We start from the raw sequence: 26665 nt of genomic DNA, 5'->3' as shown, positions 1-26665 counted from the left end.
TTTTGTGCAAGGTCGATGAGACAACAACCACAATTTGTCATTACCGGTCCACTACCCCCACTCTACGACTCCCCAACCGGGGTCTTGTGGAGTTCCATCGGATTCAATTCTCCCCCTTTCGGGGGTTGCCCCTCGTTGCGGACCATCCTGCCGCACACCCCACTCCGACAGATCTACCGTGCATGATGTCCCCGAATAGTCCATCCGAGATACCCGGTCGATCAACCCGTCCCCATCCAGATCCGAGACGACCGTCAACCCTTGTTCGTCGTAAGTGATGCTGGTGTCGTCGACAAGCTCCCACGAACCTGCAGCGTCTGTGGACGCAATCTCCGCACCCAACACCTGTTCAACAAAGTTGAGCCACTTCATCCCTCACATCACCCCCAGCCGAGCCCTGCCATTTTGCGGCGAAGCCACACCCCGCGCGAACGCGCCCCGGAAAGTCGCAGGAGTGGCTCCCCTGCCAACTGCGCTCGAACCAATCGGAGGACCCCAAGCAGCAGCGCCAACACCACGGCCACCCCGACGGGGAGCACCCTAATCAGCCCCACCCCGACCAGAAAGGTTATAACCAGGGCATCGATGAGCGCCGGTCGTGCAACCAATAATTGCCGCTCCAGCCGGTGAGCACATCTTTCCCAGGCCGCGGGATTGACTTCAGGAAGGGGTGCTAGTGGAGGTAACTGCGCTTGTCGACGCACCTCGGCCACCGCCTCCTCTTCCGAGGCCACCACGGCTTCCCCGCACACCGAACGAGGCAGTGGCGCAGTGATGACCATCCGCCCCACTCGAGCAAACGCCGCCTCAAGACGCGGATAGTCCTGCGGATCCCATCCACGCTTTGGCGCAACTGCCACCACCACGTCAGCACCGAACCCGGATTCAACCACGATTCCAGCCGCTGCCAGAAGGGCAGCAACGCGCAGCCTGTCATCCTCCTCAGGGCCTATCACGACTGCCGAGCACTGCCCAGCAGTCAATTCAGGCATCTCCGGTGGCTGCAGCCCAAGGCCTGCCAGCCCTTGCCACAGGCTCCGTGCGCGAGCGAGCTCTAGCCGCTCCGGATCGAGCGCATCCCACGCCATCGGTATATCAGTGACGGCAGGCACCACGACGAACTCCGCGGGACCCACCGCGATGCGGTCGCGGGTCTTGGCATCAAGGGGGCCGTCATGCACCAGGAAGATGACATCCACATCGACGCCGATGGCGGGCCAGGTGAGGTGCACAGAATGGGCGTCGCTAAGCGTGATGCTCAGAGGAACCTCCAGGGTGCACGCCCCAACCCGCGGCACCTCTCGGCTCCTCTCGATGAGCGCACACACCGCCGGGTCCGACCTGAATTGCATCGCGTGGGCACGCATGCGCTGCAGCGCCGATTCGCCCATATAACCCCCTGACAGAATCCAGCCCCCACTGAATTTTTCCTTGCCAGATTATTGCACCCCATCGGCGCGTCCTCCGCAACTGAAGGAGCCATGTTGAGTATGAGACTTTCGACGGGCAAAATAGATGTGATGCATAATTCTGATACCCCTAATTCCCCTGATTCCGTTGGCGGCACCCGCGAAGGCAACGTTCCTTTCGGTCGCCCATTGCAGTCCGAGTTCGAAGACGGGCTGGACTACCCACGCCTCGGCTCAATGAGCTTTCGCCGTGGCACCCTCACTTCCAACCAGACCAAAATGTGGGACGAAAACTGGCCCCACATGGGCAAAGTGCTCTCCGACGAACGCATCGACCTAGCCGAATGGTTCGGCCGTTCTGATGCAAAAACCATCCTTGAGATCGGCTCCGGCACCGGGACCTCCACTGCCGCGATGGCCCCACTGGAGGCCGACACCAACATCATTGCCTGCGAAATCTACAAGCCGGGTCTGGCCAAGCTGATGGGCGCAGCCGTGCGCGAGGGACTGGATAACATTCGCATGGTCCGTGGCGACGGCGTCGAAGTTCTCAACCGCATGTTCGGCGAAGAGTCCTTGGACGGCGTTCGCATTTACTTCCCGGACCCGTGGCCCAAGGCACGTCACCACAAGCGCCGCATCATTCAATCTGGTGTGCTGCACCTTATTGCCACCCGACTAAAGCCAGGCGGCGTGCTCCACGTGGCCACCGACCACGCCGACTACGCCGAGTGGATCAGCGAGCTGGTCAATGTCGAACCACTCTTGGAGTACAAGGGCTGGCCATGGCCGGAGTGCCCGCAGCTCACCGACCGCCAGGTAATCACCAAGTTCGAAGGCAAAGGCCTGGAAAAAGACCACGTGATCACTGAATTCCTGTGGGAGAAGAAGGCTTAAAACATGGGCACCCACGAATTTATTCACAATTATTCCGAGTCCTCCGCCGCCATCGAACAGCCAGAAACGCTGCTGCTGGTGTGGGACGCGCCGAACATTGACATGGGTCTGGGCGCGATTCTCGGTGGCCGACCTACGGCCGCCTTTCGCCCGCGTTTCGACGCCATCGGTCGCTGGTTGCTCGGCCACAGCGCCAAGCTCAGCGAAGAACTAGGCTCACGCATTGAGCCTGAGGCCACGGTATTCACCAACATCCCACAGGGTGGCGCTGATGTCATGCGCCCGTGGGTGGAGGCGCTGCGTAACGTCGGTTTTGCGGTCTTTGCTAAGCCAAAGGTGGGCGAGGATTCCGACGTTGACCCGGATATGCTCGCGCACATCAAGCGCCGGTTCAATGAGGGCATCCTCCACGGCGTGATCGTGGCATCCGCGGACGGGCAGAACTTCCGGGAGCTGCTGGAAACGCTGGTTCGCGAAGGCATTCCTGCCACTGTTATCGGCTTCCACGAGCACGCCTCCTGGGCTGTGGGCCACCCATCGATCACTTTCCTTGATCTTGAGGAAATCCCAGGTGTGTTCCGAGAGCCACTGCCACGCATCAGCCTGGACAACCTGCCTACCGAGGGCGCGTGGCTCCAGCCATTCCGACCACTGTCGGCGCTGCTTTCCGCTCGCTAAATTCCGCTCTGTCACGAAAGGAAACAACTCGTGTTCTATCGTTGGGGCGAAATTGCCTACCGGTTCCGTATCACCGTGCCCATCCTCATCGTCGCCGCGATCCTGGGGCTGTTTATGCTCCAGGGCACCAAACTCGGCGACCGCATGAGCCAAGAAGGTTGGGACGACCCGCACTCGGCTTCCACGCAAGCTGCCCAAATCGAGCTCGAGACTTTCGGGCGCGATAACTCCGGCGATGTCATCCTGCTCTTCGAGGCGCCCGAGGGCAAAAACCTGGATGATCCGTTCATTTTCACCGCCGCCCAGCAACACCTGGAGCAGTTGGCAACCCAGAATCCGGATCAGATCGACCATGTGACCAGCTACTTTGATAAGCGCAACGCACAGTTGATCACGCCAGATCACCGCACGGCTTTCGCAGCGATCGGGCTCAAGGGCGATGGCGAAGACACGTTGAAGGCCTTCCGCTCAGTGGAAAGTGCACTCTTGCCAGCAGAGATGCCGGGCGGGGCGACCGTCGAGGTCGCTGGTGCCACCGCAGTAGCTGACGCGCTTGACGACGGCATGGGTGGCGACATCAAACGCGCTGAAATCTACGCCCTGCCGCTGGTCGCGCTCCTCCTACTGTTCGTCTTCGGATCAGTTGTGGCCGCCTCCATGCCGCTGATCGTCGGACTCCTGTCGATTGCAGGTTCCCTGGGCGTGCTGTCTCTCCTGGCCACGCACGCCCAGGTGAACGTATTCGCCCAGTCTGTCGTCACCCTGCTGGGCCTCGGCCTGGCCATCGACTATGGCCTGTTCATGGTCTCCCGCTTCCGTGAGGAAATGGCGCTGGGTAAGGACATCAAACCGGCGGTGGCCACCACCGTCGCCACGGCCGGGCAGACAGTGGTCTTCTCGGCATTAATGGTAATGGTGGCCCTCTCCGGCTTGTTCGTGTTCCCGCAAGCATTCCTCAAGTCCATCGCCTACGGCGCTATTTCCGCGGTCGGTCTAGCCGCATTCCTGTCCATCACGGTGCTGCCAGCGCTGTTCGGCATGCTCGGCCCGAAGATTGATAAATGGTCGATCCGGAAAACCACCCGCGACGAAGAAAAGTGGGAGCAAACCCTGTGGGCGCGCATCCCAGCATGGTCTATCAAGCATTCGAAGTTGGTCACCGTCGGCATCGTCGGCCTGCTTCTGGCCCTGACGTTCCCACTCGTAGGCGTGAAGTTCGGCGGCATCAACGAAACCTATCTGCCGCCGTCCAATGACGTCCGCGTGTCCCAAGCCAAGTTCGACGAATCCTTCCCGACCTTCCGCACCGAACCCATCAAGCTCGTGGTCACCAATGCTGACAACCAACAGCTGGTGGAGATCTACCAGCAGGCCAATGCTGTGGAGGGCTTGACGGGCCGCTTCTCCCCTTCCCACGCTACGAAGGAAGGCACCACCGTACTCGCCGCTGGCATCGTGGATCGTGAAGACAACGAGGCCGTCGTGAAGCAATTGCGCGCGCTTGAGGTACCGGAGGGAGTGAACGTCTACATCGGCGGCACCCCGGCGCTGGAGGTGGAGTCTATTGAGGCGCTGTTCGATAAGCTGCCGTGGATGGCGCTGTACATCGTCATTGCCACCTTCGTGCTGATGGCGCTGGTATTCGGCTCCCTAATCCTGCCCGCGAAGGCGATCATTATGACGATCCTGGGCCTCGGCGCCACGCTCGGCATCTTGACCGCGATGTTCGTTGATGGCATCGGCAGCTCCTTGCTCAACTTCAGCGCTGGCCCGCTGATGTCGCCGGTGCTGGTGCTCATCATGGCGATCGTCTACGGACTGTCCACGGACTACGAAGTCTTTCTGGTCTCCCGCATGGTGGAGGCCCGCAAGCGCGGCGATTCGACTGACCAGGCGATCAAGTATGGCACCGCCCATACTGGCTGGATCATCACCGCTGCCGCGCTCATCATGATCGTGGTCTGCGGCGCGTTCGGGTTCTCCGAGATCGTGATGATGAAGTACATCGCTTTCGGCATGATCGCTGCCCTCGTGCTCGACGCAACCATCATTCGCATGATGCTCGTCCCAGCAGTCATGCACCTGCTCCGCGAGGACAACTGGTGGGCTCCACGCTGGGTCAAGGCCGCGTCCGAACGTATGGGCCACGGCAAGGAGCCAGTCCGCCCGCTGCCCGGTGAGACATCCGTTCACGAGGCTGTGGTCGCCGATGCCCCGATCCGCGGTGGCCGTACTCCGGACACCGATGACTCTCTGGTTCCATTTTCCGAACTCATGAAACGACTGGGCCAGGAAAACAACTAGTGGACGCGCTCAGCAGGCTTTTCCGTGCCCGCTGGGCGCGATTGTTATTCGCACTATTGCTGGCGTCCGCGGTGGCCTTCTTTTTCCGCGACCAGCTAGGCTTCATTTCCGACGGCATCGCCGCCCTGCGATCCGCCTCCCTGCTGTGGGTGCTCGTCGCCGTCCTGCTGTGCGCCCTGTCCTTCGTGGCGATGACCGAGGTCATGGTCGAATTGCTACGCGCCGGAGGGGTCACCGTGCGTCGTCGTTCCACGCTAGCCCTGGTCTTGGCCGCCAACTCCTGGTCCAACAGCCTCCCCGGCGGCCCCGCGCTCTCCACCGTCTTGCAATACAAAGTGCAGCGCGCGTGGGGCGCCTCTGTGATGGTTATCAGCTGGTTTGTGGTGCTCTCGGGCGCCTTATCGACGCTCTGGCTCGTCATACTCGGACTCCTTGCGGTCGCCCTGTTGGGGGCCACCTTCTCCATCTGGTCCCTGGTTTCCACCGGGATTGGCGTGCTCGTGCTCGTGTTCTTCGTCTACTGGGCAGCCAACAATCCGCACTTCCTGGAGCGCTGCGCAGGACTCGCTCTCCCCTTCTTGAACAAAATGCTGCGACGCTCTCCCGATACAGGGCTCGAGGCCGTGGTCGGCCAAATTCGCCAACTGCAGGCCGTCCGCCTTTCCTTCCCGCGTTTTGTGTCCATCTCCCTGATGTCACTGCTCAATAGACTGTTGGACCTGGCCAGCCTGTGGGCCGCCGTGGTCGCTGTCGGCGGGGTCGCCTCCGGGCCTGGGGTGACACTGTCGTTTCTGTCTGCCAAGATCGTAGGCGCAACCGGCATTACCCCGGGCGGCTTAGGGCCGTTGGAGGCCGCGCTGACCGCATCCCTGAGTGCCGCTGGTCTCACCGCCTCGGTCGCACTGGCAGCCGTCCTGGTCTACCGCATGGTGTCCTTCATCCTCGCGACGATGATTGGCTGGGTAGTGTATCTAGTTGGACTAAAGGAGAAACCTTGAAGTACTTTTTCGTTGACGCACTAGCTATCTTGCTATTTGCCATCTTCGCGCGCATGGCCCACAAATCCGAACCATTTACCGTTATGAACGTTCTGAACACCTGGTGGCCATTCCTGATCGGCGTGGTCGTAGCGTGGGCCTACTTCACCCTTCGACGCCTATCGGGGGTCACGCTGAGTTCCGGAGTGATTGTTTGGGCCTGCGCGGTCTTTGCCGGCCTGGGTATGTGGGCTGCAGAGCACGGTCGCACCCCACACATTTCCTTCATCATCGTCGCCACCGTGATGTCCGGGCTGCTGCTCCTGGGATGGCGGGGCATTGCTCGGTTAGCTGCTCGTAGGTAGCTGGTGCTGCACTTCGCGGTGATTCCAGCTGCTCGTAGGTAGCTGTTGCTGCATTTAGCTGTGATTCCATGTAGCCGATTTTGCCCCCCCACAGACCACTAACAACGCCGAAACCCGGCCGCCCCTCACTAGGGCGACCGGGTTAGCTAGATATTTCTCCCCTAGCTGGCATCAGGTGCCACAGCGGGGTTAAATCTCCAAAGTCCCAAAGACTAGCGGCTCAACATCTGTGCGATGAAGGTCTGGATCTGGTTCATGACGACGAATGCCAGGCCGAAAACATCTCCGGCAAGGTCTACAACGGTGCTCAGCATGTCTTATGCCTTTCAATTTGGTTCTTAGATGAATTTCATATGAACTGTCGCGACTATAGGCAAAAACGTTACATCGGCATAATCGTATGCTTTTTGGGCAGATCCCGTTCTTCCTTGGTGGAGAGCTGGCGCAGCGCCTGACGCAGGGCCAGACGAGTCTGGTTCGGCTCGATCATTGCGTCGATATAGCCACGTTCCGCCGCTACATATGGAGATGTCATGTTTTCGTCATAGAAATCCATGAAGACCTTCTTCATGTAGTTCCGCTGGTTTTCATCCTCGATCTTCGCCAGCTGCTTGCCCTGGATCATAACCACGGCGGCTGCCGCACCCATGACGGCAATCTGGGCGGTCGGCCAGCCTAGGTTGATGTCACCGGAAAGGTTCTTGGAACCCATGACGGCATATGCTCCGCCGTAGGCCTTGCGCACAATCAGGGACACCTTGGGAACGGTCGCCTCAACAAGAGCAAACGCGAACTTTGCACCACGGTGGATCAGGCCGACTTTCTCCTGCGCCACGCCTGGCAGGTAGCCCGGCGTATCAACCACGTACACCAATGGAATGTTGTAGGCATCGCAGATGCGGATGAAGCGAGCGCCCTTGTCGGCAGCATCGGCATCGATGCAGCCTGCGTAGACGAGAGGCTGGTTAGCAATCACGCCAACAGACTTGCCGTCTACCCGCGCAAAGCCCACGATGAGGTTTTGTGCAAAGTTCGGTTGAATCTCCAGGAAGTCATTGGAATCGAAGAGCTTGGCCAGCAAGTCGTGCATATCGTAGCCAGCGTTGGTGTCGTCCGGCATGAACACGTCCAACTCGGTGGCATCTGCGATGTCTTCATCGGCCGGTGCCCAGAATTCTGGGCCGGGATCGTTGCAGGTCAGCGGCAGATGATCGAGGAGATCCTTGACGTAAGCAAAGGCATCTTCCTCATCCGTGGCTACGTAGGAGACGTTGCCATTGAGTTCTTGCTGGCGCGCGCCTCCCAGCTCAGCCGAGGTAATGTCCTCGCCGGTTACTTCCTTAATCACGGCGGGGCCGGTGACGTACATTTCGGCGCGCTCATCGACGGCAATAACAAAGTCAGTGGTGACCGGGGCATACACGGCGCCACCGGCGGACTTGCCCATCATGATGGAGATCTGTGGGCTCCGACCAGACAAGGGCAGCTGACGACGTGCAATCTCGGAGTACATGGCAAGCGACGTCACGGCATCCTGAATGCGGGCACCGCCCGAATCCTGAATACCGATCACAGGGCAGCCGACGCGGATAGCCATGTCCATGACCTCGCAGACCTTACGGCCGAAGGTCTCGCCCACTGAGCCCCCGTAAACCGTCTTGTCGTGTGCATAAATGACCACGGGGCGGCCCTCAATGCGACCGTAACCGGTCACCACGCCATCGGAGTACGGGGCTTCCGGATCGTCCGGAGTACGGCCAAGAGCGCCGACTTCGACGAACGAGCCTGGATCGAGCAGACGGTCGATACGCTGACGTGGAGTCGTCAGCCCAGCCTCATCGCGCCTCGCACGTGCACGCTCGCTACCTGGGTCTTTCGCCTGTTCAAGGCGAGCGCGAAGGTCAGCGAGCTTGTCTGCCGTCGTTTGTCCAGTCACGTTCTACGCTACTCGTTTCTACTACTTGTTAAGCTCCGCGATTCGGCGAGTCAGGTGAGCACCCACCGTCGCGATTTCCGGCTCGTCCACCACGGCAAGGTGGTCGCCGTGAAGGTGTACTATCTCTAGATCTTCCACGATAGCCGACCAACCGCCGTCTTCCTTAATTGTGGCATAGCGAGGCTCTAATTCAATCGCGCCGTCGTGCATACGCTCCGCACGGAACAGCATGACAGGGACCGAAACCTCGGACCAATCCTCGAACTCGATCTTGTCCAGGATGCGGTTGTCTACGAAGGATGCACGCTGGTGCTCAAGCACGCCTGCGGACAATCCGTGCTCAGAGGCATCAGTGGTAGCCAGGAACTCGGCGAGCATGCCCAGCAAAGCGTCTTCGCCTGCGGTCTCCAAGAGATCGAATGGTACTGGGAAATCAAGGCCGTAAGTCTTCTTGGCAAAGGCTTGGTAGCGTTCCCAACGCGCGCGGGTCTCCTCCGGGGAATCCGGCACGGTTTCTGCAGGCTGCACCGTATCGAGCAAAGCAACCAGTGCCACGTCCACATCGGAGCCACGCAGCTGGTGAGCCACCTCGTATGCAAGCGCACCACCGAAGCTCCAGCCACCCAGAATTACTGGGAAGCCGTCGGAGTACTGCTTGATTTCATCCAAATAAGCGGCGGCGCGCTCGGACAGCGGGCCTTCCAGGCGTTCGACTCCGTAGACGGGGACGTCGGCAGGCAGACGGCGCATGAGCGGCTGGTACACCACCGAAGATCCACCGGCTGGGTGGAACATGAACACGGCTGGCTTTTCGGATCCCTCTGCGCGGGCGCGAAGCACGCGAATGTTGCCTTCGACTTCCGTTTCCAGCGCCTCGCGGACCAAGTTGGCCAGTGGCTCGAGGGTCTCTGCGGCAAGGACGTCATCTTCGGTGATCACGGTACCGGAGCGTTCGGTCAGTCGGGCAGCGATGTCGGCTGCCTGCGTTCCTTCCAGCTCAGGCAGTTCGGACGTCACGCCCGCGGCAGCAGCGCCGGTGATTGTGGCCCACGTTGCGAAGACCAGGCGTTCTGAGGCATCACGCGGCGCGACACCCACGCCGCCCTTAGGGGCAGCAGGCTTCTCGACGGCCGGAGCCGCTTCGACACTATCGCGCCCAGCAACCATGTTCTCAACCATCGCGACCACATCGGCAACAGAAGCGTCGCGCAGCGCTTGAACCTGCAGCTCCGGGATCTGGAAGTCGTGCTCAATGCGGTTCTTGATGCGCATGCCCATGAGAGAGTCGAGGCCGAGGTCGATCAGTGGCAGCTCGCGCGGCAGGTCTTCGACGTCGTATCCCATGGATTCGGAGACGATCGTGCGCATGCGCTGCTCGACAGTTTCGCCGGTGGCTGGATCCCAGTGCATCGATTCGACGTTCACTTCGTCCATCACGCGAGGGACCGATGCGCGTTGTGGCTCAGGCGTCACAGATCTGCTGTGTGCAACGAGTGAGGACGCAAAACCCTCGGCTACGAGGCTCATGGCGTCGCCAAGCTTGCGGTACACAGACAGGTTTACGCCGCCCACGTGCTTGGCTGCGATCGTGGTGACCTCGCCGGTTGGTGGGAGCGGGGAGATTTCCTCGCTGACGACCAACTGCGCGTCGACACCCATAGTGGCTACGGCAGCGTCCATGAGAGCCTCAGCGCTCGGGACCAATTCTGCGAGCGTGGAGAACGCGACGGAGCCATCCGGGAGGGTGACCTGGTGCCCTGGCACGCCAACGCTGCCGGAGGAGGATGGGCGGGCCGCGGTCCAATAACGCTGGTGCTTCCAGGTGATGGACGGGGCATCGAGACGCTCCCCGTCACCATAGAGAGCATCGAAGTTAATGTCCTGGCCAGCGACGTACAGTTTGGCAAGCAAATCTCGGAGGGAATCCGCTGCCGGAACCTTGCGCTTCAGTGCGTAAAGCAGCTGGGAATCTCCGGCTCCGACGGAGAAAGCCGTGTTCATCATGCCCATCAAGGCGACAGGGTTCGGGGAAATTTCCACGAGCATGGTGTGGCCAGCGGCGAAGGCCTGCTGCGTGGCCTCGAGGAACCACACGCTGCCACGGGTGCAGCGCAGCCAGTAATCGGTGTCGTGCACGACAGAACCTGCTGGGTACACCACGTTCTTGTCCACGGAGCTAAACAGCGGGATCGTGAGCGGTAGTGGCTGGATGTCGGCGGTTTCGGCGGCGAGTTCGCCAAGCAGTGGCTCGACGGCCGACGTGTGGCCAGCGCCCTTGACGTCGAGGGCGCGTGCGAACTTGCCCTCGCCTTCGAGGAAAGCAACGAGTTCCAAGACGGCCTCGCGTGGGCCACCGACGGTGGTCATGCCTGGGCCTGCGTAGACAGCTGGCTCGATGCCGGCGTACTCAGGGTGCTGGGCGATAAATCCTTCCAGGTCCTCTGCAGAAAACTCCACCACGGCCATCGCGCCAAGCTGGTCTTCTGGCAGGGACTTCTCCCCCTCACCCATGAGGCGAGAGCGGTGGGAAGCAATGCGCATCGCGTCCTTATCGCTCAGACCACCGGCCGCGTAAGCTGCGGCGATCTCGCCCATCGACATGCCAACTACGGCTGCTGGCTTTGCCCCGAATGCGGCCAAATAGTCGGTGAGGCCGATCTGAATCGCGGTGATGGCCACCTGCGCAGTTTCGGTATCGTAGGTCTGCTCGTCATCGGCAATGAGGTCCAAGAGGGACCATCCGGACTCGAACTCGATCATCTCGTTGAGTTCAGTCAGTCGAGCTTTGAACAGCGGCGACAGCTCCAGCATGTCCTTGGCCATCTTGCGGTGCTGAGAGCCGAATCCGGAGTAGACAAACACCGGGCCGGTGGCTGACGGAGCGTCCGCGACGTTGATACCCACGCTCTTCTTGCCCTCTGCGACCTGTCGCAGGCGCTTCACGGCATCTTCCACGGTGGTGGCATCGACAGTTGCGCGGGAGCGGCCGTGGTTGCGGCGTGCGAGGGAGCGGCCGACCTTCACCAGGTCAGCGTCACTGCGCCCCTCCAGGAAGTCTGCCAAGTCGGCAGCAGCTTGACGACGCCGTGATGGCAGCAGACCACTGACCGGCAGGATCACGCCATCCAATTCCTTCTCCGTAACCGGAGCGGCATCGTAATCGGCAGGATCAAATTCTTGAACTACCACGTGTGCGTTCGTACCGCCGAAGCCGAAGCCAGAGACTCCGGCGATCTTCTTGCCGGAGTATTCCGGCCATTCGCGTGGATCCTCGACTATCTCGATGTGTTCGGCGTCGAAGTCGATGTAGCGGTTCGGTCCGGCGAAGTTGATGCTCGGAGGAATGACGCCTTCTTGCATGCTCAGCAGGACCTTAATCAAGCCTGCAGAACCTGCTGCGGATTCGGAGTGGCCGATGTTGGATTTAGCGGAACCGAGCAGCATTGGTTCGTAGTTTTCGCGGCCGCGGCCCAGGACTGCGCCCAGCGCGGTGGCTTCAATCGGGTCGCCCAGGATGGTGCCCGTGCCGTGGGCTTCAACGTAGTCGACCTCGGTTGGCTCCACGCCTGCGTCGGCATAGGCGCGCTGGAGGACATCAACCTGTGCCTCTGGGTTTGGCGCGGTCAGGCCGTTTGAGTGGCCGTCGGAATTGACGGCGGAGCCCTTGATCACGGCGAGAATGTTGTCGCCATCAGCGATAGCTTCCTCGACACGCTTGAGCACGACGAGGCCGGCGCCGTCAGCGCGCACGAAACCATCGGCGTCGTCGGAAAAAGCGTGAATCTTGCCCGTCGGGCTGATCACGCCGAGCTCGCCAAAAGCGGTGGAGACGAATGGGGAGGCCAGGATGTTCACGCCACCGGCGATTGCCAAGTCAGCGTCCCCGGTGCGCAGAGCACGTACTGCTTGATGGACAGCGACGAGAGAAGAAGAGCAAGCGGTGTCCACAGACACCGATGGGCCACGGAAATCAAAGCAGTAGGAAACGCGGTTTGGGATGATCGAGCTGGCAGTGCCAGTCAGGGCATATGGGTGTGCCTCGGCAGGATCTGCGGTGATGATCATGCCGTAGTCCACGTTGGAAGAACCAATGAACACACCGACCGGCTCGCCCTTCAGTGAGCTGGCCGGAATGTGGGCGTGCTCCAAGGCCTCCCACGTGAGCTCCAGTGTGATCCGCTGCTGTGGATCCATGTTCGCGGCCTCAACCGGGGAGATTCCGAAGAACTCGGTATCAAAGGTGGCGATGTCCTTCAGATAACCGCCGCGCACGTTGTTTTCAGCGATCTTGCGGGTCATGACCTCGTCAGCGGAGTACTCCGACCATCGTCCCATCGGCAGATCGGACGTCGCATCGGTACCGCTGACCAACATTTCCCAGAATTCCGTGAGATTGCTGCCGCCTGGGAATCGGGCGGCCATGCCGACGATCGCGATATCGTGCGCGCCAGCGGTTTCCGCTACAAAACGGCGGACTTTGGGCTGGGGTGCTGCGGAAGAATCGCCGTCGATAAGGCGCTTGGCTAGCGCGCCGATCGTCGGGTACTCGTAGGCGACGGTGGCATCGAGCTGGACACCCAACAGGTTTTCCAGTTCGCCGGAAAGGAGCACGACATCGCGGGAGCTCAGGCCGAAGTTCTGAAGGGACTTGTCATCCGTGATCTCCTCCGCGGGCAGGCCAGTCGAATTAACAACCCAGTTTCGCAACCATTCCTTCAACTCAGAAACGGTCATTGGGGCGCCTGCCTGCGTGGACTCCATGCCGGTAGCTCACCTTCTTCGTAGTCGTGGACAAAATTCAAATGAGCCCTTTCCACTCCCCTCGTTCGAGAGGACTGAGAAGGGCTCTCTGCAAAGCAGTCGTAAAAAGAACTCGTTTCGTTACATGCTCTGTTCGAGGTATGCCTTGCGAACAACCCTGCGTGCAATCTTACCGCTGGACGAACGCTTGATGACATCAGGCGCGACCAGACGAACCTCGTGCGGATTCACGCCATGGCGCTCAGTGACCTTGGTGCGGATGGCCTCGATGGCGGCAGCGTCGCCGTCTTCGGTGGTGTCGAGGTCGCGCTCAGCGACGATAACAAGCTTCTCGACGTCCTCGCCTTCAATCGCAAACGCCGCGACGGCGCCCGGACGGACGTGAGAGCTGGCCACCTGGACGGTGTGCTCGATATCCTGCGGGTAGTGGTTACGACCTGCGATGACAATGAGATCCTTCAGGCGACTGGTCAAGTAAACCTGGCCGTCAATGATGGTGCCGAGGTCGCCGGTGGCCATCCAGATCGCATCCTCTGGAACACCCGTTGCGCGGGAGTTTTCCGTCAGGCGGCTGGCGAGCTTGTTGTGGAAGGTCTCCTTGGTTTCTTCCTCGCGCCCCAGGTAGCCAACAGCGTTGTTGTCGCCGTAGATCCACAGCTCACCGATCTGGCCTTCTTCAAGCTCAGCACGGGTTTCTGGATCAACCAGAATCATGTGCATCGGTTCCACTGGCTCACCGACGGAAGCGAAAACGGAGGAGCTTTCGGTGCCATTTTCCACTTCCACGGCGCGCCCCTGTGCCAGCTGCTCGCGGTCAAAGCTCTTGAACAGTGGGCGATTTTCGGTGCGTGGGATGGCCACAATCAAGGTTGCCTCGGCCAAGCCGTAGCCAGGTCGCATGGCCACACGCTTCAAACCGTGCTGCTCGAATTCTGCGAGGAAGGACTCGACGCTCTTCTGAGTGACCGGCTCAGAACCGTTGATGATGCCATCCACGGCGCTCAGATCCAGTTCCATGCCCTCGGTCTTGCCGTAGCGAACAGCCAGGTCCAGAGCGAAGTTTGGTACCACAGTGTAGACGAAGTGATCATTCTCGCGTCGGTTCAGCTGCTCGACCCAGCGCGCTGGCCGCTGCAGGAAGTCTTGCGGACGCATGAGGTCCAGTTCAACGCCAAGAATGGTGACGAACGCACCGAGGATCATGCCCATGTCATGGTGCAGCGGGATCCACAGCGACAGGCGCATCGGGTGCTGCAACTGCGCTGCACGGAAAATCTGCAGCACGTTCACCATGATGTTGCGGTTGCTCAGCACAACGCCAGCCGGGGTGCGGGTAGAGCCAGAGGTGTACTGCAGGAAGGCGATGGAGTCGGCTGGTGAAACCTTGGATTCCTTCAACTTGGCCAAGAATTCCGGATTGGTCAGCGGGTTGACAAAGGACTCTGCCAGGGAGTCTGGCAAGGAATCTACGGACAGAACACGAGGGCGCTCTGCGGCCGGCTTATCTGCAAACAGACGACGGACGGCGCCCGCGCTGACGGAGTTGGTGAGGACGAAGTTCGGCTTAGCATCCTCGAGCACCGCAGTGAGGTGGTCAGTGTGTCCAGGCTCGTTTGGATCGTAGAGGGGAACTGGGATCATGCCCGCATACATGGAGCCCAGGAAGGCAAAGATGTACTCGGCAGAGTTGCCAGCGAGAATCGCGACACGGGAACCCATTTGGCCGGTCTGCTGCAGGCGCGCAGCAACAGCCTTGATGCGAGTGTTGACCTGGGTGCGAGTGAACCGGACGACCTTGCCTTCGCGAGAATCAGAGTAGTCCCAGAAGCGAATGACCTCTCGGTCTCCGCCACCTGCGGCAGCATCTGCCTGATACATGAGTTCACACATCGCTGCAAGGGTGAATTCGTCCGGAAGGACAATGTCGCCCTTTTCATTGAAGAACCGGCCCATGGCCACATTGAGATCCATCTACGTTCCCTTTACTTTGTTGGCAGTACTTTTCCCACCAGACTAACAACCGATGAAAGTACTGTACCCAGTTTAGTTAGTTATACGAAACAACCCGCTGCGTGTTACAGCGGGTTGTTTGATTTCTGGCCGGTCAAACGGTGTGAAACTACTTGGCGTCGATAAGCCCGGTGGCCCAGTCGATGAGCCACTGCGTGGTGGTCGACCCCGGGAACACGTTGGGGTTGGTCGCATACTGCGCGTGCACGGCGTTGGCGGCAATGAGCGCCTGTGCCCGCGTGACAGCGTTACCCACGCCCAGCGGCGCGTCGCAGATGTGGTCGTCCGGCGCGCAGATATCCATGACCCGGTCATTAATCACACCGAAGCCTCCCTCGCGCGGACCGCGCATCGTGGCACCTGGCATGATCGCCTGTGTCAGCGGATTGAGCAGCTCCAGAGATACCTCTGCGCCCACGCCCGCGACCGGATTACCCTGAGCCTGGCCCACACCAGGCTCGCGGCGACCATCGGCCACCACGGCTACCCCACGCACACGCTCCGCAGGGATCACGCCGTGTCCGGCTCCGATCTGGTTAGCGAGGTCACCCACAATGACCGCGCCTTGGGAAAACCCGACGAGCACGAAATCCGTCTTCGGGCAATCTCGGTTCATGATCCGCAGCTCATTTTCCAGGGTGGACGTGCCTTCCTGGCGAGACTGGTCGTAGCTCATCTCGTGCATGGCGTTGACGTTCTTGAACTGAGCTGTGTACGGCAGCGTCCACACCTTCACCTCGTCCGCCGTGTAGCGCTGCTGGAGCGGCTGCGTAACCGTGAGCATGAAGGATGCGGGGTTGAACGTCGGGTTGATCGGGTCGTCGTTCGGCGCGGATTCCCAGGTGCCCGGCGCGGCCACAACCTCAACCTTCGGACACCAGTCGGGTTGCTCGGCTTCCGTAGTCGGCTGGTCTGGACCCGGCAGCGGCTTGTTGTCACCGGTACCGAGCCAGTTGACCACACCCGCGCCGATGACAACGAGCAGGACTAGCGTTGCGATGATCGTCAGAATTTTTCGCATGAACTAGCAATACGCTTCTTTAGCGGTTTTCACAAGAATGCCGGACACGTCCTCGAAGCTCTTGTCGGTGCGCTTCTGCTCGATGAGCTGCCCCGACACCGCCCCGACCGTGGTGTTGTCTTTGTCGGAAACGCAGACGCCGTCAGCGACGCTGACCATCTGATCCTCCACGCCTTCCACCTTGATGCCCTGCTTTTTCAGCTCATCAAGCAGACGTTGTTCCTTCTCCGGACGGGTTGGGGATGCCGGGAGTGTCGACACTTCCTGCACTGCTCCGTCCTTCGGGGCCGGCGCTGCTGCTCCACCGTCGGCCCGCGTTGTGGAGGTTGGCACGCTTGTCGACGTCCCTTCCGCGGCTTCCTGGGTCTTGGTGCTTTTCACCAGTGGCGGCACCGTTTGGGGCGCGTTCCCCTGATTATCTACCGTCGCGCCACCGCCACACGCTCCCAGCGTTAAAGCGGTAGCCACGATCGCGATAGCGGTTCCGGTCATTCTCATTTAGAAGCGCTCCTCCACGATTCGACCATTGACCTGCTTGATGATGCCGTGCTGGAACTTGATCTGCTCGCCACCAGCTGGGATGGCTTTCTGATCTTCTACTGGCCATCCGAATGGGCCGTTCTCCCAGCCGGACTTGCCCCATGCATCGCGGATGTCACCGTTGAGGATGAAGTGCGCTCCGGTCTCTGCCGACCAGTACATGGTGCCGTGCTCGAAGTTCTGCAGTGCCCCGCCTGGGATGGTGAACTCATCGGAAGTTGGTGCGCCCAACTTGGAGGATGCGGTCTTCAGCTCTCCATAGTGCTGGGCGATCTTCCCGCGAACGTAGAATGCCTCGTTCTTGGAGTTACGTACCACGTAGCCACCCTGGAACTGCTGGACCAGATTGCCATTTACTTGCTTTGGAACGTCAACCGGGTAGCCGAGGACACCGGCCTCGTAGCCCTGTCGACCCCAAGCCTCAACCATGTCCTTTGGCACCTCAACGGCGTTGGTTTCCGGGGTCCAGTAGATGGATCCGTGCTGGAAGTGAACGTAACGACCGATTCCGTCCGGAGTCTTTTCCTCGTTGGTGATTGGGAAGCCCAGCCAGGAATCGGTGGCGCCCATCTCGGTGTAACGGGCACCAATGCGGCCGACCAGGATGTGTGCACCAGTTTCAGCGGACCAGTAGGCGCGACCTGCACGGAAGTCCTGGGCACGACCACTCTTGACGTCATATTCATTGTTCAGGCAGGAGCCCCATTGGCCACCCTTGGTCAGCTCGCCGATAGCGCCAGTAGCAGTACAGTCAGCGCCGCGATCCTCTGGCTTCAGCGCCAGGGAATCCGCGATGTATGGCCATGCCTGGGACATCTCGAACTGCCAGTACGGCCAGTTGTGAACACCCGATGGGCGGAACTGCGAGATCACTGGCAGGTTGGCCTGCTTTGCGCGGTCAACGAACGTCTGGGTGGTCATGCGGGAAACGACCTCAAGGCCCTTTCCGGCCTCGTTGGATGGACCCGTAGCAACTGAGCCAGGCTCACCAAAATCATCACGTCCGCTACCTGCGGAAACGTAAACAGTCTTTCCCTTCAGGGCTTCCAAACCCAGCTTTGGATCGTTGTCGATCCAGCGCTGGTTAACTGGCTTACCCCACATGTTGTCGATGTTGTAGCCGCCACCTTCGACAAGTGCGCCACGCAGCATTTCCGGCATGCCATTGGACGTGGTGTCCAGGTAGCCGGAGAAGGAACCAGCGAAGTTGAACATGTCCGGACGGTGGGTGGCCAGGTTGATGGCGGCGGTGCCGCCCATGGACAGACCCACGATTGCGCGCTGTTCGTTGGAACGGTAACCGTTCTTGAGCACAGCTGGCAGTTCGTTCAACAGGAAGGACTCCCACTTGTAGTTCTTGTCCTTAGCTGGGCCTTGCCAGTCGGTATAGAAGGAGGCCTCGCCACCGATCGGCATGATCACGTTGACGTTCTTGTCAGCGTAGAACTGCTCGATATTGGTGTGAATGGTCCAACCGCTCTCCGTATCCACGGCACGCAGACCATCAAGAGCCCACACCTCGGGGAACTTCTTGTCTGGGCTGGAGTGCCAATCGCGAGCCAGCAGGATCTGGACCTGCATTAGCTGCTCCGGCATGACAGCGGACTTAATGAAGACGGCGACGCGACGATCCGTGATCCACTCAACGCGGTCCACGGACACGCCAGCAGGCAGCCCTTCAATTTTCGGGTAGTCAGTCTTGATCGGGGTACGCTGTGGCACCTCACCTGGGTCAAGGTAGTCAGCACCCAGCAAGCCGGAGGAATTGGAAGAACCAGAAGACAAGCCCTGAGATAGGGCCGGAGTAGCCAATCCGCCAGCGAGTGCCAGGGCGACTGGTACCGCGGCGAGAGCCTTGAACAGGGAACGTCGCCGAGCAGAGCGAGTTTCGCGCATGAAAAGTCCTTATATCAGTAGTGTTTTCAGCTGGAACTAGTCCCGGCACATGCGGGACTGATCTGCGGGCCACAGTTTCCGAAAGTTCCCCGCTTCCGGAAGGCGTGACGCCTTTTCGTATTGCTTTTGCCGCCATTCGGGTGTCACCAAGAGCGTGTGTGGGCACGCACATGACTCACCCTTCAGGTTGGACTCAAGTTTAAGTACAACTTTAGACTTTTTGATGGCTGACACACCAGAGACTGATGGTTATTTCTGTAATTACTGTGACCCAAGGGTATTGCAGTTGCTTAGAAAGACTTCTTTACAAGCATTCCAGCTACATAGAACCAGCTATTGGGAGCAGCATCTCTTCTACATCGGCGATAATGAAGCTGATTTTTCCGCCGACTCTCCGGATAGCTGGTTCTATGTAGCTGGAATGCCAAAAGCCAGCAAATGAGAAAAGCCCCGCCATCAGGCGGGGCGACAACTCATTACGAACTACCAGGCGTTCATATGACCCAGAACGCGGTCACGAGTCTTCCACATTTGCTCATTCCAGATGCCCCAGTTGTGGACACCAGCTGGCATGTAGTCGGCGGTGACGTTCAGGCCAATGCCGCGAGCCTTGCGCTCCCACGCGTGGGTGGAAAGACTGGAGAGTGCTTCCAGACCCCAGCCCATGACGCGGTCATTGAGTGGCAAGGTCATGTCAGCCTCGGTCCAGTTACCGGTGGAAGCCGAGATGTAAACATCCTTGCCGCGCAGACCCTCCATGTTGAGGTATGGGTCATTTTCAAAACGACGCGGGCTAATAGTAGAGCCGTACATAGCGTTGAGGTTGAATCCACCGGAGTCAATCAGGGCAAGACGAAGCAGGGTCTGCATGCCCGGCTGGGTGGTGTGCAGGTAGCCGGACCAGGACATAGCCTGCTGGAACTGACCCGGGTGGCGAGCAGCCAAGTTCAGTGCGGCGGTACCGCCCATGGAAAGACCAGCAATGGAGTTGCGGGTTGGGTTCACACCGAAGTGCTGCTGCAAGTAGCCCGGCAGCTCACTGGAGAGGAAGGTTTCCCACTTGTAGGTCACCTGATGCGCGGAAGATCCGGAGGAGATCAGTGCTGGGTTGTCCCAGTCAGAGTAGAAGGAGCCTGCGCCACCTACTGGCATGATCAGAGTGATGTTGGAGTTTTCGTACGCCTGTGGAGCATTGGCGTACATGGTCCAGCCGGTGCGGTTGTCGTCGGCACGCATGCCGTCGAGCAGGTAGAAACCTGCGTCGCCACCGCGCTGTGCGGGCTGGATCAGGACTGGAATGGCGCGATCCATGGATGGGGACCACACATCGCAGCGCTGCACCCAGTACATTGCTGGGTCCCAGTCGCAGGCACCGGTAGCGTCGGGACGCAGCCAATCACGGTTTTCTGCGTGTGCCACTCCGGAGCCTACGACGGCAAGACTTACAGCCGTGACGGCGGCAAGCGCTACCGAAGTAATTTTCCGTCCTGCATTACTCAGACGCTGTGTAATTGACATAGCTCTCCTCATGCTTTTTCGTACGATCGTTACTTAACCTACACCAAACAATGGGTTTGGCAATCAGTTATAACATCGGAGAAACATACACAGCCATTACAATGCAGAGAATCCACAGGATAGCGAGGGCTTGTAATGTGCGGTCGGTGAGAGCCAATTCGTCAGGCGCACCGCCGTCGCCACGGTCAACATCGGCCGCAAAACGGAGGATCGCGATGGTGAACGGAACCATGGAAACTTGGTACCAGATCGCCGCGAGTGGCTCAGAGGCGTGGCCCATGTCAAAGCCCCACAGTGCGTAGGACATCACAACGGCCGTTGCGGACAAAGTCCAAACGAAACGCAGGTACGTCGGGGTGTAGCCCTCGAGGGACTTGCGAATCTTTGCGCCGGTGCGTTCGGCGAGGAGGATTTCGGCGTACCGCTTGCCGGAGGCCATGAAGAGCGAACCGAATGCAGCGACCAGCAGGAACCACTGAGAGAGCACGATGCCTGCTGCGACACCACCGGCCATGGCGCGGAGCATAAAACCAGAAGACACCAGCGCGATGTCGATCACAGGCTGATGCTTCCAGCCGAAACAGTAACCCAGCTGCAGAGCTAGGTAGACGGCGACGACGATCGCCAAGGCCACACCAGAAGTTGCCAGCAGCGATACTCCCAGCGCGGCAATCATGAGGACCACGGCCATCACGTAAGCAAGGCTGACAGGAAGCACACCAGCGGCGATCGGGCGGAAGCGCTTAGTTGGGTGCGCGCGGTCTGCCTCGACGTCCCGGGCGTCGTTGACCAAGTAAATGGCGGATGCCGCCATGCAGAAGGCGATGAACGCGAAGAGGACGTCGAGAAGCGTTTGCTTGCTGAGCAATGCCTCGGTGCCTGCAGCCGCAGGGGCGGCAACCACCAGGACGTTCTTGACCCACTGCTTCGGGCGCAGCGCCTTAATCATGCCGTCGAAGAGGTTCTTTGGCGGCTGGCGCTTCTTCATCGTGTCAATACCCTCGGTATGCGGCTCCGAGTCGCCGAATCGCTGCTCCCTGCTCATGCGTTCCTCTTTTCAAGCTTGTCCGCAATAATGGCGGTCGATGCACCAAGCATCGCACCGGCCATGACGTCCGTTGGATAGTGAACCCCCAAAACCATACGCGAGAGCATCATGGCTGGCACGCCCACGAGCGGCAGTGGTGACCGGGTCAACAAAGCCAACGAGGTCAGCGCCGCGGTCGTGGAAGTTGCATGCGAAGAAGGGAAGCTCAGTTTGCTCGGCGTGCCCACCCCAATCTCGATCCGCGGGTCGGTCGGGCGAGGACGGCGCACGACGCGCTTGAGTACCACCGATGCCGCATGGCTGGTGAAGGCCGATGCGGTCAGCGCGGCCCAGTTCCGGCGCCGTGGCTTATCGACGGCCATCCCCAACACACCCATGCCAAGCCAGCCCGCCGCATGCTCGCCAAACAGGCTCATGCCTCGCGCAACCTGGATGTACGGCTCCTGGTAGAGCCGATCCTGGATGGCTACCAGGATGTCGGATTCTTTAGTCATTAAAGATTTCTCCCCATGCCTCACGGCTGGTCAGCTGCTTGTGGGCTGCGCGGTACTGATCTTGAAGCTGGGCGAATTTTTCCGCAACCTCTTGCTGCAGGCGACGGGACTCTTGCAGGAGTTCCTTTGCCATGTCGCGGTCGCGCTTGCGGAAGACCACGCCACGACCATCGGCAGTGGTGACGGTCGCGCCGTCGAGTCGGGACAGGCTGAACCACCGGGCATTGATCGGGGCAAGATTGGCCTGGGGCACCTCGTGGTGCTTCGGATCTTCTTTGCCCAGGGAGTGCTTCAGGCCCTTGAGTGCCCAGACAGCCTTCTTCACCGGGGCAAGGCGGCCACCGATGTCGTTGATCGGAACCCCTGGTGCGCCAGAAGGCTTCGGCAGGTTCGCAGCCGTTGGCATGACAATGGCATCCGAGTAGGTCTTACGGATCGCGTTGATACGTGGCAGCGAGGTTTCGAGGATGTCGAAAAGCTGATCTGGGCCAGCCAGGAAGTCCTTCATCGCCTCGTTCTGGATGGCAACGGTGGAGTATTCCATGCAGACCAGGTGCTTGATGGTGGCCTTTTGCATCGACTTGATGATGCCGTCCACAGGACCGGTGTGCTGCAGCGCCGCCACGATGAGGCGGTTGCGCAGGTGGAAGTAGGCTTGCCAGTCAATGGCGTCGTCCTTGTCAGACCAGGCCATGTGCCAGATCGCGATACCTGGCCACGTGGCCGTTGGGTAGCCGTGGTCGCCAGCGCGCAAGCCAAATTCGGCGTCGTCCCACTTGATGAACAGTGGCAACGGCTGACCGATCTCTTCCGCGACAACGCGCGGAATCATGGTCATCCACCAGCCGTTGTAGTCGACGTCGATACGGCGGTGCAGATCGCGGGAGTTCGGTGCGTCTGGCTTATCGCCTGGCTTGCCACGATCGGACAGGGGATGCTTGGCAAAGTCATGGTCATAGTGCACATATGGCGCGGAGGTCCACATGAAGTCATGGCGGCCCACTACCTCACCCATGGAGTGCAGGTGGCTGCGTTCCTGCAGGTTCAGCATCTGGCCACCAATAAGCATTGGGGACTTGGCGTAGCGAGCGGCCTGGAGGGCGCGCAAGATGGAGTCTGGCTCAATGGCGATGTCATCGTCCATGTACAGGATGTATGGGGACTCCTTGGCACCGGCTGGCTTGGTGCCGTCCACGCCGCCGAGGGCTTCGAACATGATGCGGGAGTAGCCACCGGAACCGCCGAGGTTGCCCTGACGGAACTCGAAGAAGCGGTCACCGAAGTGCTCGGAGGCAGCTTGGTAGCCAGGCTCGTCCGCGGGGTGCTTGTTGCCCTGATCAGGCATCAGCACTGTATCGATGACTGCGTCAACCTCTGGGTCTTCCGCCAGCGCTTCGAGAGCCTTCACGGCGTCGACAGGGCGATTGAAGGTCGGGATACCGACGGTGACGCGTTTGTCGAAGGGGCCGACCTGGGTACCGTTCGGCAAGGTCTGTGGACCCGGCGCAACGGGAGCCCACCAACCGGCTTCCTTAATCACGGTGTCAGTCTCGGCCGTGATGTCGAACCAGATCCAGCCGCCATCTTCAAACGGAGCCAGGGAGATTTCGAATTCGCCGGTGCCAGTGACCAGGTCCCCCTCGACTGCGATGCGGGAACCATCAATCTTGGAACGGTAGATGTCTACGCGGGCTTCGCCTTCGAGCACAACCTTGAGCACCACGGACTCTAGCTGGGACCAACGACGCCAATAGCTGGCGGCAAACGCGTTGAAGTAGGTCTGGAATGAGATCTCAGCACCAGCGGGGATACTCAACGAGAAACGATCAGACCACGTCGCCCGCTCCTTGTTCTGCTCAGCTTCCAGCAGGTACAGAGTGCGCACATCATGTGGTTCGCCTCGCCGTGGCAGCAGAACTCGCTGCAACCGCTCAACTGCTTTGCTCTCGCTCATCTCCAGCCTTTCTAAGTTTTGGATGCTTCCCAGAGTAGTGGCTTAGGTTTGAATGAGGCGCGAGGGCACGCAAAAAGGGACGTCCTGATTAGGACGTCCCTTGGTGTGGATTAGCGCTTACGCAGGTACTGCGACGTTGAGCTTTGGCAGTAGGCCGCGGATCTCTGCTTCGATCTTGTCGGCAATGTCGCGCACCTCTTCAATAGAGGCGCCTTCCGGATCGGCGATGTCCCAGCGAACATAACGGTCACCAGGCACGCCCGGAATCTCATTGATTCCCAGCAGCACAACGAGATCGGCGCGGTGAGACACGCGAGGAGAGATTTCCTTCTGATACAGACCTTCGGTGGAAATGCCCCGCTCTTCAAGCACCCGCAGCACAGTTGGGTTGATACCACCCCGAGCATTGATACCCACGGAGCGTACGAAGACATCGTCACCAGCAATGTGGCGCATGATGGCAGCTGCCAGCTGAGAGCGTCCAGCGTTGCGCTCGCAAGCGAAGAGTACTTCCTGGCGAGGGTGCGCTTCCTGTCCGTCAAGGAGGGTTTCCAACTTCTCAGAAGCGAAACGCTCCACAAAGACAGGTAGGAAAGCGGTAAGTTTAGCGGTAGCGTTCTGCTCCACGATCGTTTCATCGACGATCGCGTTGATCTGAGTGGCATCGATCAGATGACCGTAACGACGGTGCAGATCTTCACGGACGATTTCAAAGTCGCGGGCGGACATGTTTTCCTCTCCTTGATTCCCCCGCTCACCTTTTAGTTCACTTTGGGGAACCCTTTTGTTAACCTGAAGTTAACCTTACTGCTATGGTGTGTGGTTTTCAAGTTGTTGACGTGGGTTCTATTCACGTTTGCGCTTCGAGGTGATAGAAGTTTCTGCCACCGGACGAACTTGTCCGCCGGAGAAATTTCGTCCGGTTTTTTGAGAGATAATCCCAGGACAACCTTGCACAAGGCCCGACAATTTTCTCCCGAGCAATACATTCGTCCGGGCACCGACAACGCAAAACCCGGCCAAGCGGAAACTCGACCGGGCACCGAAACAAGGCTAGCTACTAGCCACCAATATTGAACTGCCAGGTAATGCCGAATTTGTCTACAACCTGACCGTAGACGGCGCCCCACATTTGCTTTTCCAGTGGCATTACAACAGTGCCACCCTCTGCCAACTGGTTGAATTGCTCAGTTTGAGCCTCAAGCTGCTCCTCGGAACCAGAAATGGCGACGGTGATACGTGGCGCACCGGAAACTGAACCGGCCACCTCCTCAGAATCTGCGGCCATGAGGAACCAGGATTCATTGACGATGAGTTGGGAGTGCATCACCAGGTCAGGGTTTGGAGCAAACTCGCCCGCACCGCCCTGCTCGAAGGTCATGATCTGAAGCTCGCCACCAAAGACGGACTGGTAAAAGGTCATGGCTTCGGCGGCGTTGCCCGCGAAGCCGAAGTATGGATGCAACGAGTTAGTCATACTCCGGACAGTACGTCAGACACGAGATTTTCAGCCCAGCAAAGGGCTATTTCACCTGTATAAAACTCGAAGATCTACTTCAGCAGATCAGTCAGCTTGTTATCAAACATGTTCAGCGCGGAAGCAATCGCCATATGCATGTCGAGGTACTGGTAAGTGCCGAGGCGACCACCGAAGAAGACGCCTTCTTCTGCGTCGGCAAGCTCGCGGTACTTGAGCAGCATCTCGCGGTCGGCTGGGGTGTTGATTGGGTAGTACGGCTCGTCATTCTCGTCGGCGAAGCGGGAGAATTCCTTCATGATGACCGTCTTGTCGGAAGGGTAACGGTCCTCACGCTCCGGGTGGAAGTGGCGGAACTCGTGGATGCGGGTGAATGGGAATTCCGCATCGTTGTAGTTCATCACTGGGGTGCCCTGGAAGTCGCCAACTGGCTCGACGGAGGTTTCGAAGTCGAGCGTGCGCCAGCCGAGCTTGCCTTCGGAGTAGTCGAAGTAGCGGTCTAGTGGGCCGGTGTAGACAACCGGTGCGGATGGGGATTCTGCCCGGATCTCGTCGCGCACTTCAAACCAGTCGGTGTTCAAGCGGACTTCGATGAGATCTGATTCAGCCATCTTCTCGAGCCACGCAGCGTAACCGTCGGTTGGCAAGCCTTCGTAAGTGTCATTGAAGTAGCGGTTATTAAAGGTGTAGCGCACTGGCAAGCGGGTGATGTTGCCGGCAGGCAGTTCCTTCGGGTCGGTCTGCCACTGCTTGGCGGTGTAGTCGCGGATGAACGCTTCGTACAGCGGGCGACCGATGAGGGAAATGGCCTTCTCTTCCAAGTTGGTGGCATCGTCGGTGTTGATCTCCGCTGCCTGCTCAGCGATCAGCGCGCGAGCTTCCTCTGGCGAGTAGTACTTGCCAAAGAACTGATTGATCAGACCCAGGCCCATCGGGAACTGGTAAGCAGTGCCCTTGTGCATAGCGAAAACACGGTGCTGGTAGTCCGTGAAGGTCGTGAACTGATTCACGTAGTCCCACACGCGCTTATTGGAGGTGTGGAACAGGTGCGCGCCGTACTTATGGATCTCAATGCCGGTCTCCGGTTCGGCCTCCGAGTAAGCGTTGCCGCCCAGGTGCGCCCGCTTTTCGACGACGAGAACTTTCTTACCCAGTTTGCTTGCAGCTTGCTCAGCGACGGTCAATCCAAAGAGGCCGGAGCCTACAACAATGAGGTCATAAGTCATGTCTGTAGAGCGTAGCGCCCTTTATTCCTCTCGGCGGGGTCCGGCCCGGCGTTTCCCGGTAATTTTCTCACCTGAAACCCAACTGCACCAATAGAAAACCCAGGAAACTGTTATTAACTCGGCTATCATTTGCCACTCGCATGCACTAGCATAT

19 protein-coding genes are annotated in these 26665 nt (G+C 59.5%); 5 read left to right on the top strand and 14 right to left on the bottom strand.

All coding sequences use genetic code 11. From position 1 onward, the window contains the following. Window positions 1–380: 380 nt before the first annotated feature. Entirely contained in the window at window positions 381–1391 is a 1011-nt protein-coding gene (locus tag CKALI_RS01135; RefSeq protein ID WP_156191561.1) for a hypothetical protein, read from the bottom strand. 129 nt (window positions 1392–1520) lie between these two features. Between CKALI_RS01135 and trmB the strand changes: the two genes are divergently transcribed. From trmB to CKALI_RS01110, 5 genes are read left to right on the top strand one after another with little or no spacing between them, the layout of a single operon-like run. After that, window positions 1521–2306: a tRNA (guanosine(46)-N7)-methyltransferase TrmB gene (gene trmB / locus CKALI_RS01130; protein WP_156193611.1), complete on the top strand. Its 786-nt coding sequence runs from the start codon at window positions 1521–1523 to the stop codon at window positions 2304–2306. 3 nt (window positions 2307–2309) lie between these two features. Further along, window positions 2310–2984, top strand: coding sequence for an NYN domain-containing protein (locus CKALI_RS01125; protein ID WP_156191560.1), 675 nt, complete (start codon window positions 2310–2312; stop codon window positions 2982–2984). A 30-nt stretch (window positions 2985–3014) separates the two neighbouring features. Next, window positions 3015–5288 (top strand): MMPL family transporter, encoded by a 2274-nt coding sequence (locus tag CKALI_RS01120; RefSeq protein WP_156191559.1) that lies wholly within the window; start codon window positions 3015–3017, stop codon window positions 5286–5288. Further along, window positions 5288–6286, top strand: a complete 999-nt coding sequence (locus CKALI_RS01115) for a lysylphosphatidylglycerol synthase transmembrane domain-containing protein (RefSeq protein ID WP_231580498.1) — start codon at window positions 5288–5290, stop codon at window positions 6284–6286. Before CKALI_RS01120 ends, CKALI_RS01115 begins: the two co-directional genes overlap by 1 nt. Continuing rightward, window positions 6283–6630 carry a DUF3054 domain-containing protein gene (locus CKALI_RS01110; protein ID WP_156191558.1) on the top strand — a complete coding sequence of 116 codons (348 nt, stop codon included), beginning with the start codon at window positions 6283–6285 and terminating at the stop codon, window positions 6628–6630. The genes CKALI_RS01115 and CKALI_RS01110 overlap by 4 nt, the downstream gene beginning before the upstream one ends. Before the next feature lie 382 nt (window positions 6631–7012). Here the strand turns inward: CKALI_RS01110 and CKALI_RS01105 are convergent, their stop codons facing one another. The 13 genes from CKALI_RS01105 to glf all read right to left on the bottom strand — a co-directional run bounded on the left by CKALI_RS01105 (window position 7013) and on the right by glf (window position 26511). Next, on the bottom strand, window positions 7013–8566 hold the full coding sequence (locus CKALI_RS01105; RefSeq protein ID WP_156191557.1) for an acyl-CoA carboxylase subunit beta: 1554 nt from the start codon (window positions 8564–8566) through the stop codon (window positions 7013–7015). Between the two features lie 21 nt (window positions 8567–8587). Beyond that, window positions 8588–13327 carry a type I polyketide synthase gene (locus tag CKALI_RS01100; protein WP_156191556.1) on the bottom strand — a complete coding sequence of 1580 codons (4740 nt, stop codon included), beginning with the start codon at window positions 13325–13327 and terminating at the stop codon, window positions 8588–8590. A gap of 120 nt (window positions 13328–13447) precedes the next feature. Continuing rightward, complete coding sequence (locus CKALI_RS01095) at window positions 13448–15298, bottom strand: FadD32-like long-chain-fatty-acid--AMP ligase (RefSeq protein WP_156191555.1); 1851 nt, start codon at window positions 15296–15298, stop codon at window positions 13448–13450. Between the two features lie 148 nt (window positions 15299–15446). After that, complete coding sequence (locus tag CKALI_RS01090) at window positions 15447–16358, bottom strand: cutinase family protein (RefSeq protein WP_156191554.1); 912 nt, start codon at window positions 16356–16358, stop codon at window positions 15447–15449. 3 nt (window positions 16359–16361) lie between these two features. Then, window positions 16362–16856, bottom strand: coding sequence for a DUF732 domain-containing protein (locus CKALI_RS01085; protein ID WP_156191553.1), 495 nt, complete (start codon window positions 16854–16856; stop codon window positions 16362–16364). Continuing rightward, on the bottom strand, window positions 16857–18794 hold the full coding sequence (locus CKALI_RS01080) for an alpha/beta hydrolase-fold protein (protein ID WP_156191552.1): 1938 nt from the start codon (window positions 18792–18794) through the stop codon (window positions 16857–16859). 483 nt (window positions 18795–19277) lie between these two features. After that, window positions 19278–20312, bottom strand: coding sequence for an alpha/beta hydrolase (locus CKALI_RS01075; protein WP_156191551.1), 1035 nt, complete (start codon window positions 20310–20312; stop codon window positions 19278–19280). Window positions 20313–20379: 67 nt separating this feature from the next. Then, window positions 20380–21357 (bottom strand): decaprenyl-phosphate phosphoribosyltransferase, encoded by a 978-nt coding sequence (locus CKALI_RS01070; protein WP_156191550.1) that lies wholly within the window; start codon window positions 21355–21357, stop codon window positions 20380–20382. Next, window positions 21354–21854 carry a phosphatase PAP2 family protein gene (locus CKALI_RS01065; protein WP_156191549.1) on the bottom strand — a complete coding sequence of 167 codons (501 nt, stop codon included), beginning with the start codon at window positions 21852–21854 and terminating at the stop codon, window positions 21354–21356. The genes CKALI_RS01070 and CKALI_RS01065 overlap by 4 nt, the downstream gene beginning before the upstream one ends. After that, the gene (locus tag CKALI_RS01060; protein ID WP_156191548.1) at window positions 21847–23808 is read right to left on the bottom strand and encodes a glycosyltransferase; all 1962 of its coding nucleotides are present in this window, start codon (window positions 23806–23808) and stop codon (window positions 21847–21849) included. The genes CKALI_RS01065 and CKALI_RS01060 overlap by 8 nt, the downstream gene beginning before the upstream one ends. 117 nt (window positions 23809–23925) lie before the next feature. Then, a complete protein-coding gene (locus tag CKALI_RS01055; protein WP_156191547.1) occupies window positions 23926–24537 on the bottom strand; it encodes an arsenate-mycothiol transferase ArsC in 612 nt (203 codons plus the stop codon). Window positions 24538–24868: 331 nt separating this feature from the next. Continuing rightward, the gene (locus CKALI_RS01050; protein ID WP_156191546.1) at window positions 24869–25285 is read right to left on the bottom strand and encodes a VOC family protein; all 417 of its coding nucleotides are present in this window, start codon (window positions 25283–25285) and stop codon (window positions 24869–24871) included. A 74-nt stretch (window positions 25286–25359) separates the two neighbouring features. Further along, the gene (gene glf, locus CKALI_RS01045; protein ID WP_156191545.1) at window positions 25360–26511 is read right to left on the bottom strand and encodes a UDP-galactopyranose mutase; all 1152 of its coding nucleotides are present in this window, start codon (window positions 26509–26511) and stop codon (window positions 25360–25362) included. Between the last annotated feature and the right edge of the window lie 154 nt (window positions 26512–26665).

The organism is Corynebacterium kalinowskii, from assembly GCF_009734385.1.
Classification (GTDB): Bacteria; Actinomycetota; Actinomycetes; order Mycobacteriales; family Mycobacteriaceae; genus Corynebacterium; species Corynebacterium kalinowskii.
Note: the sequence above shows the minus strand (reverse complement) of the source record. Positions and strands in the feature narration are given on the sequence as shown.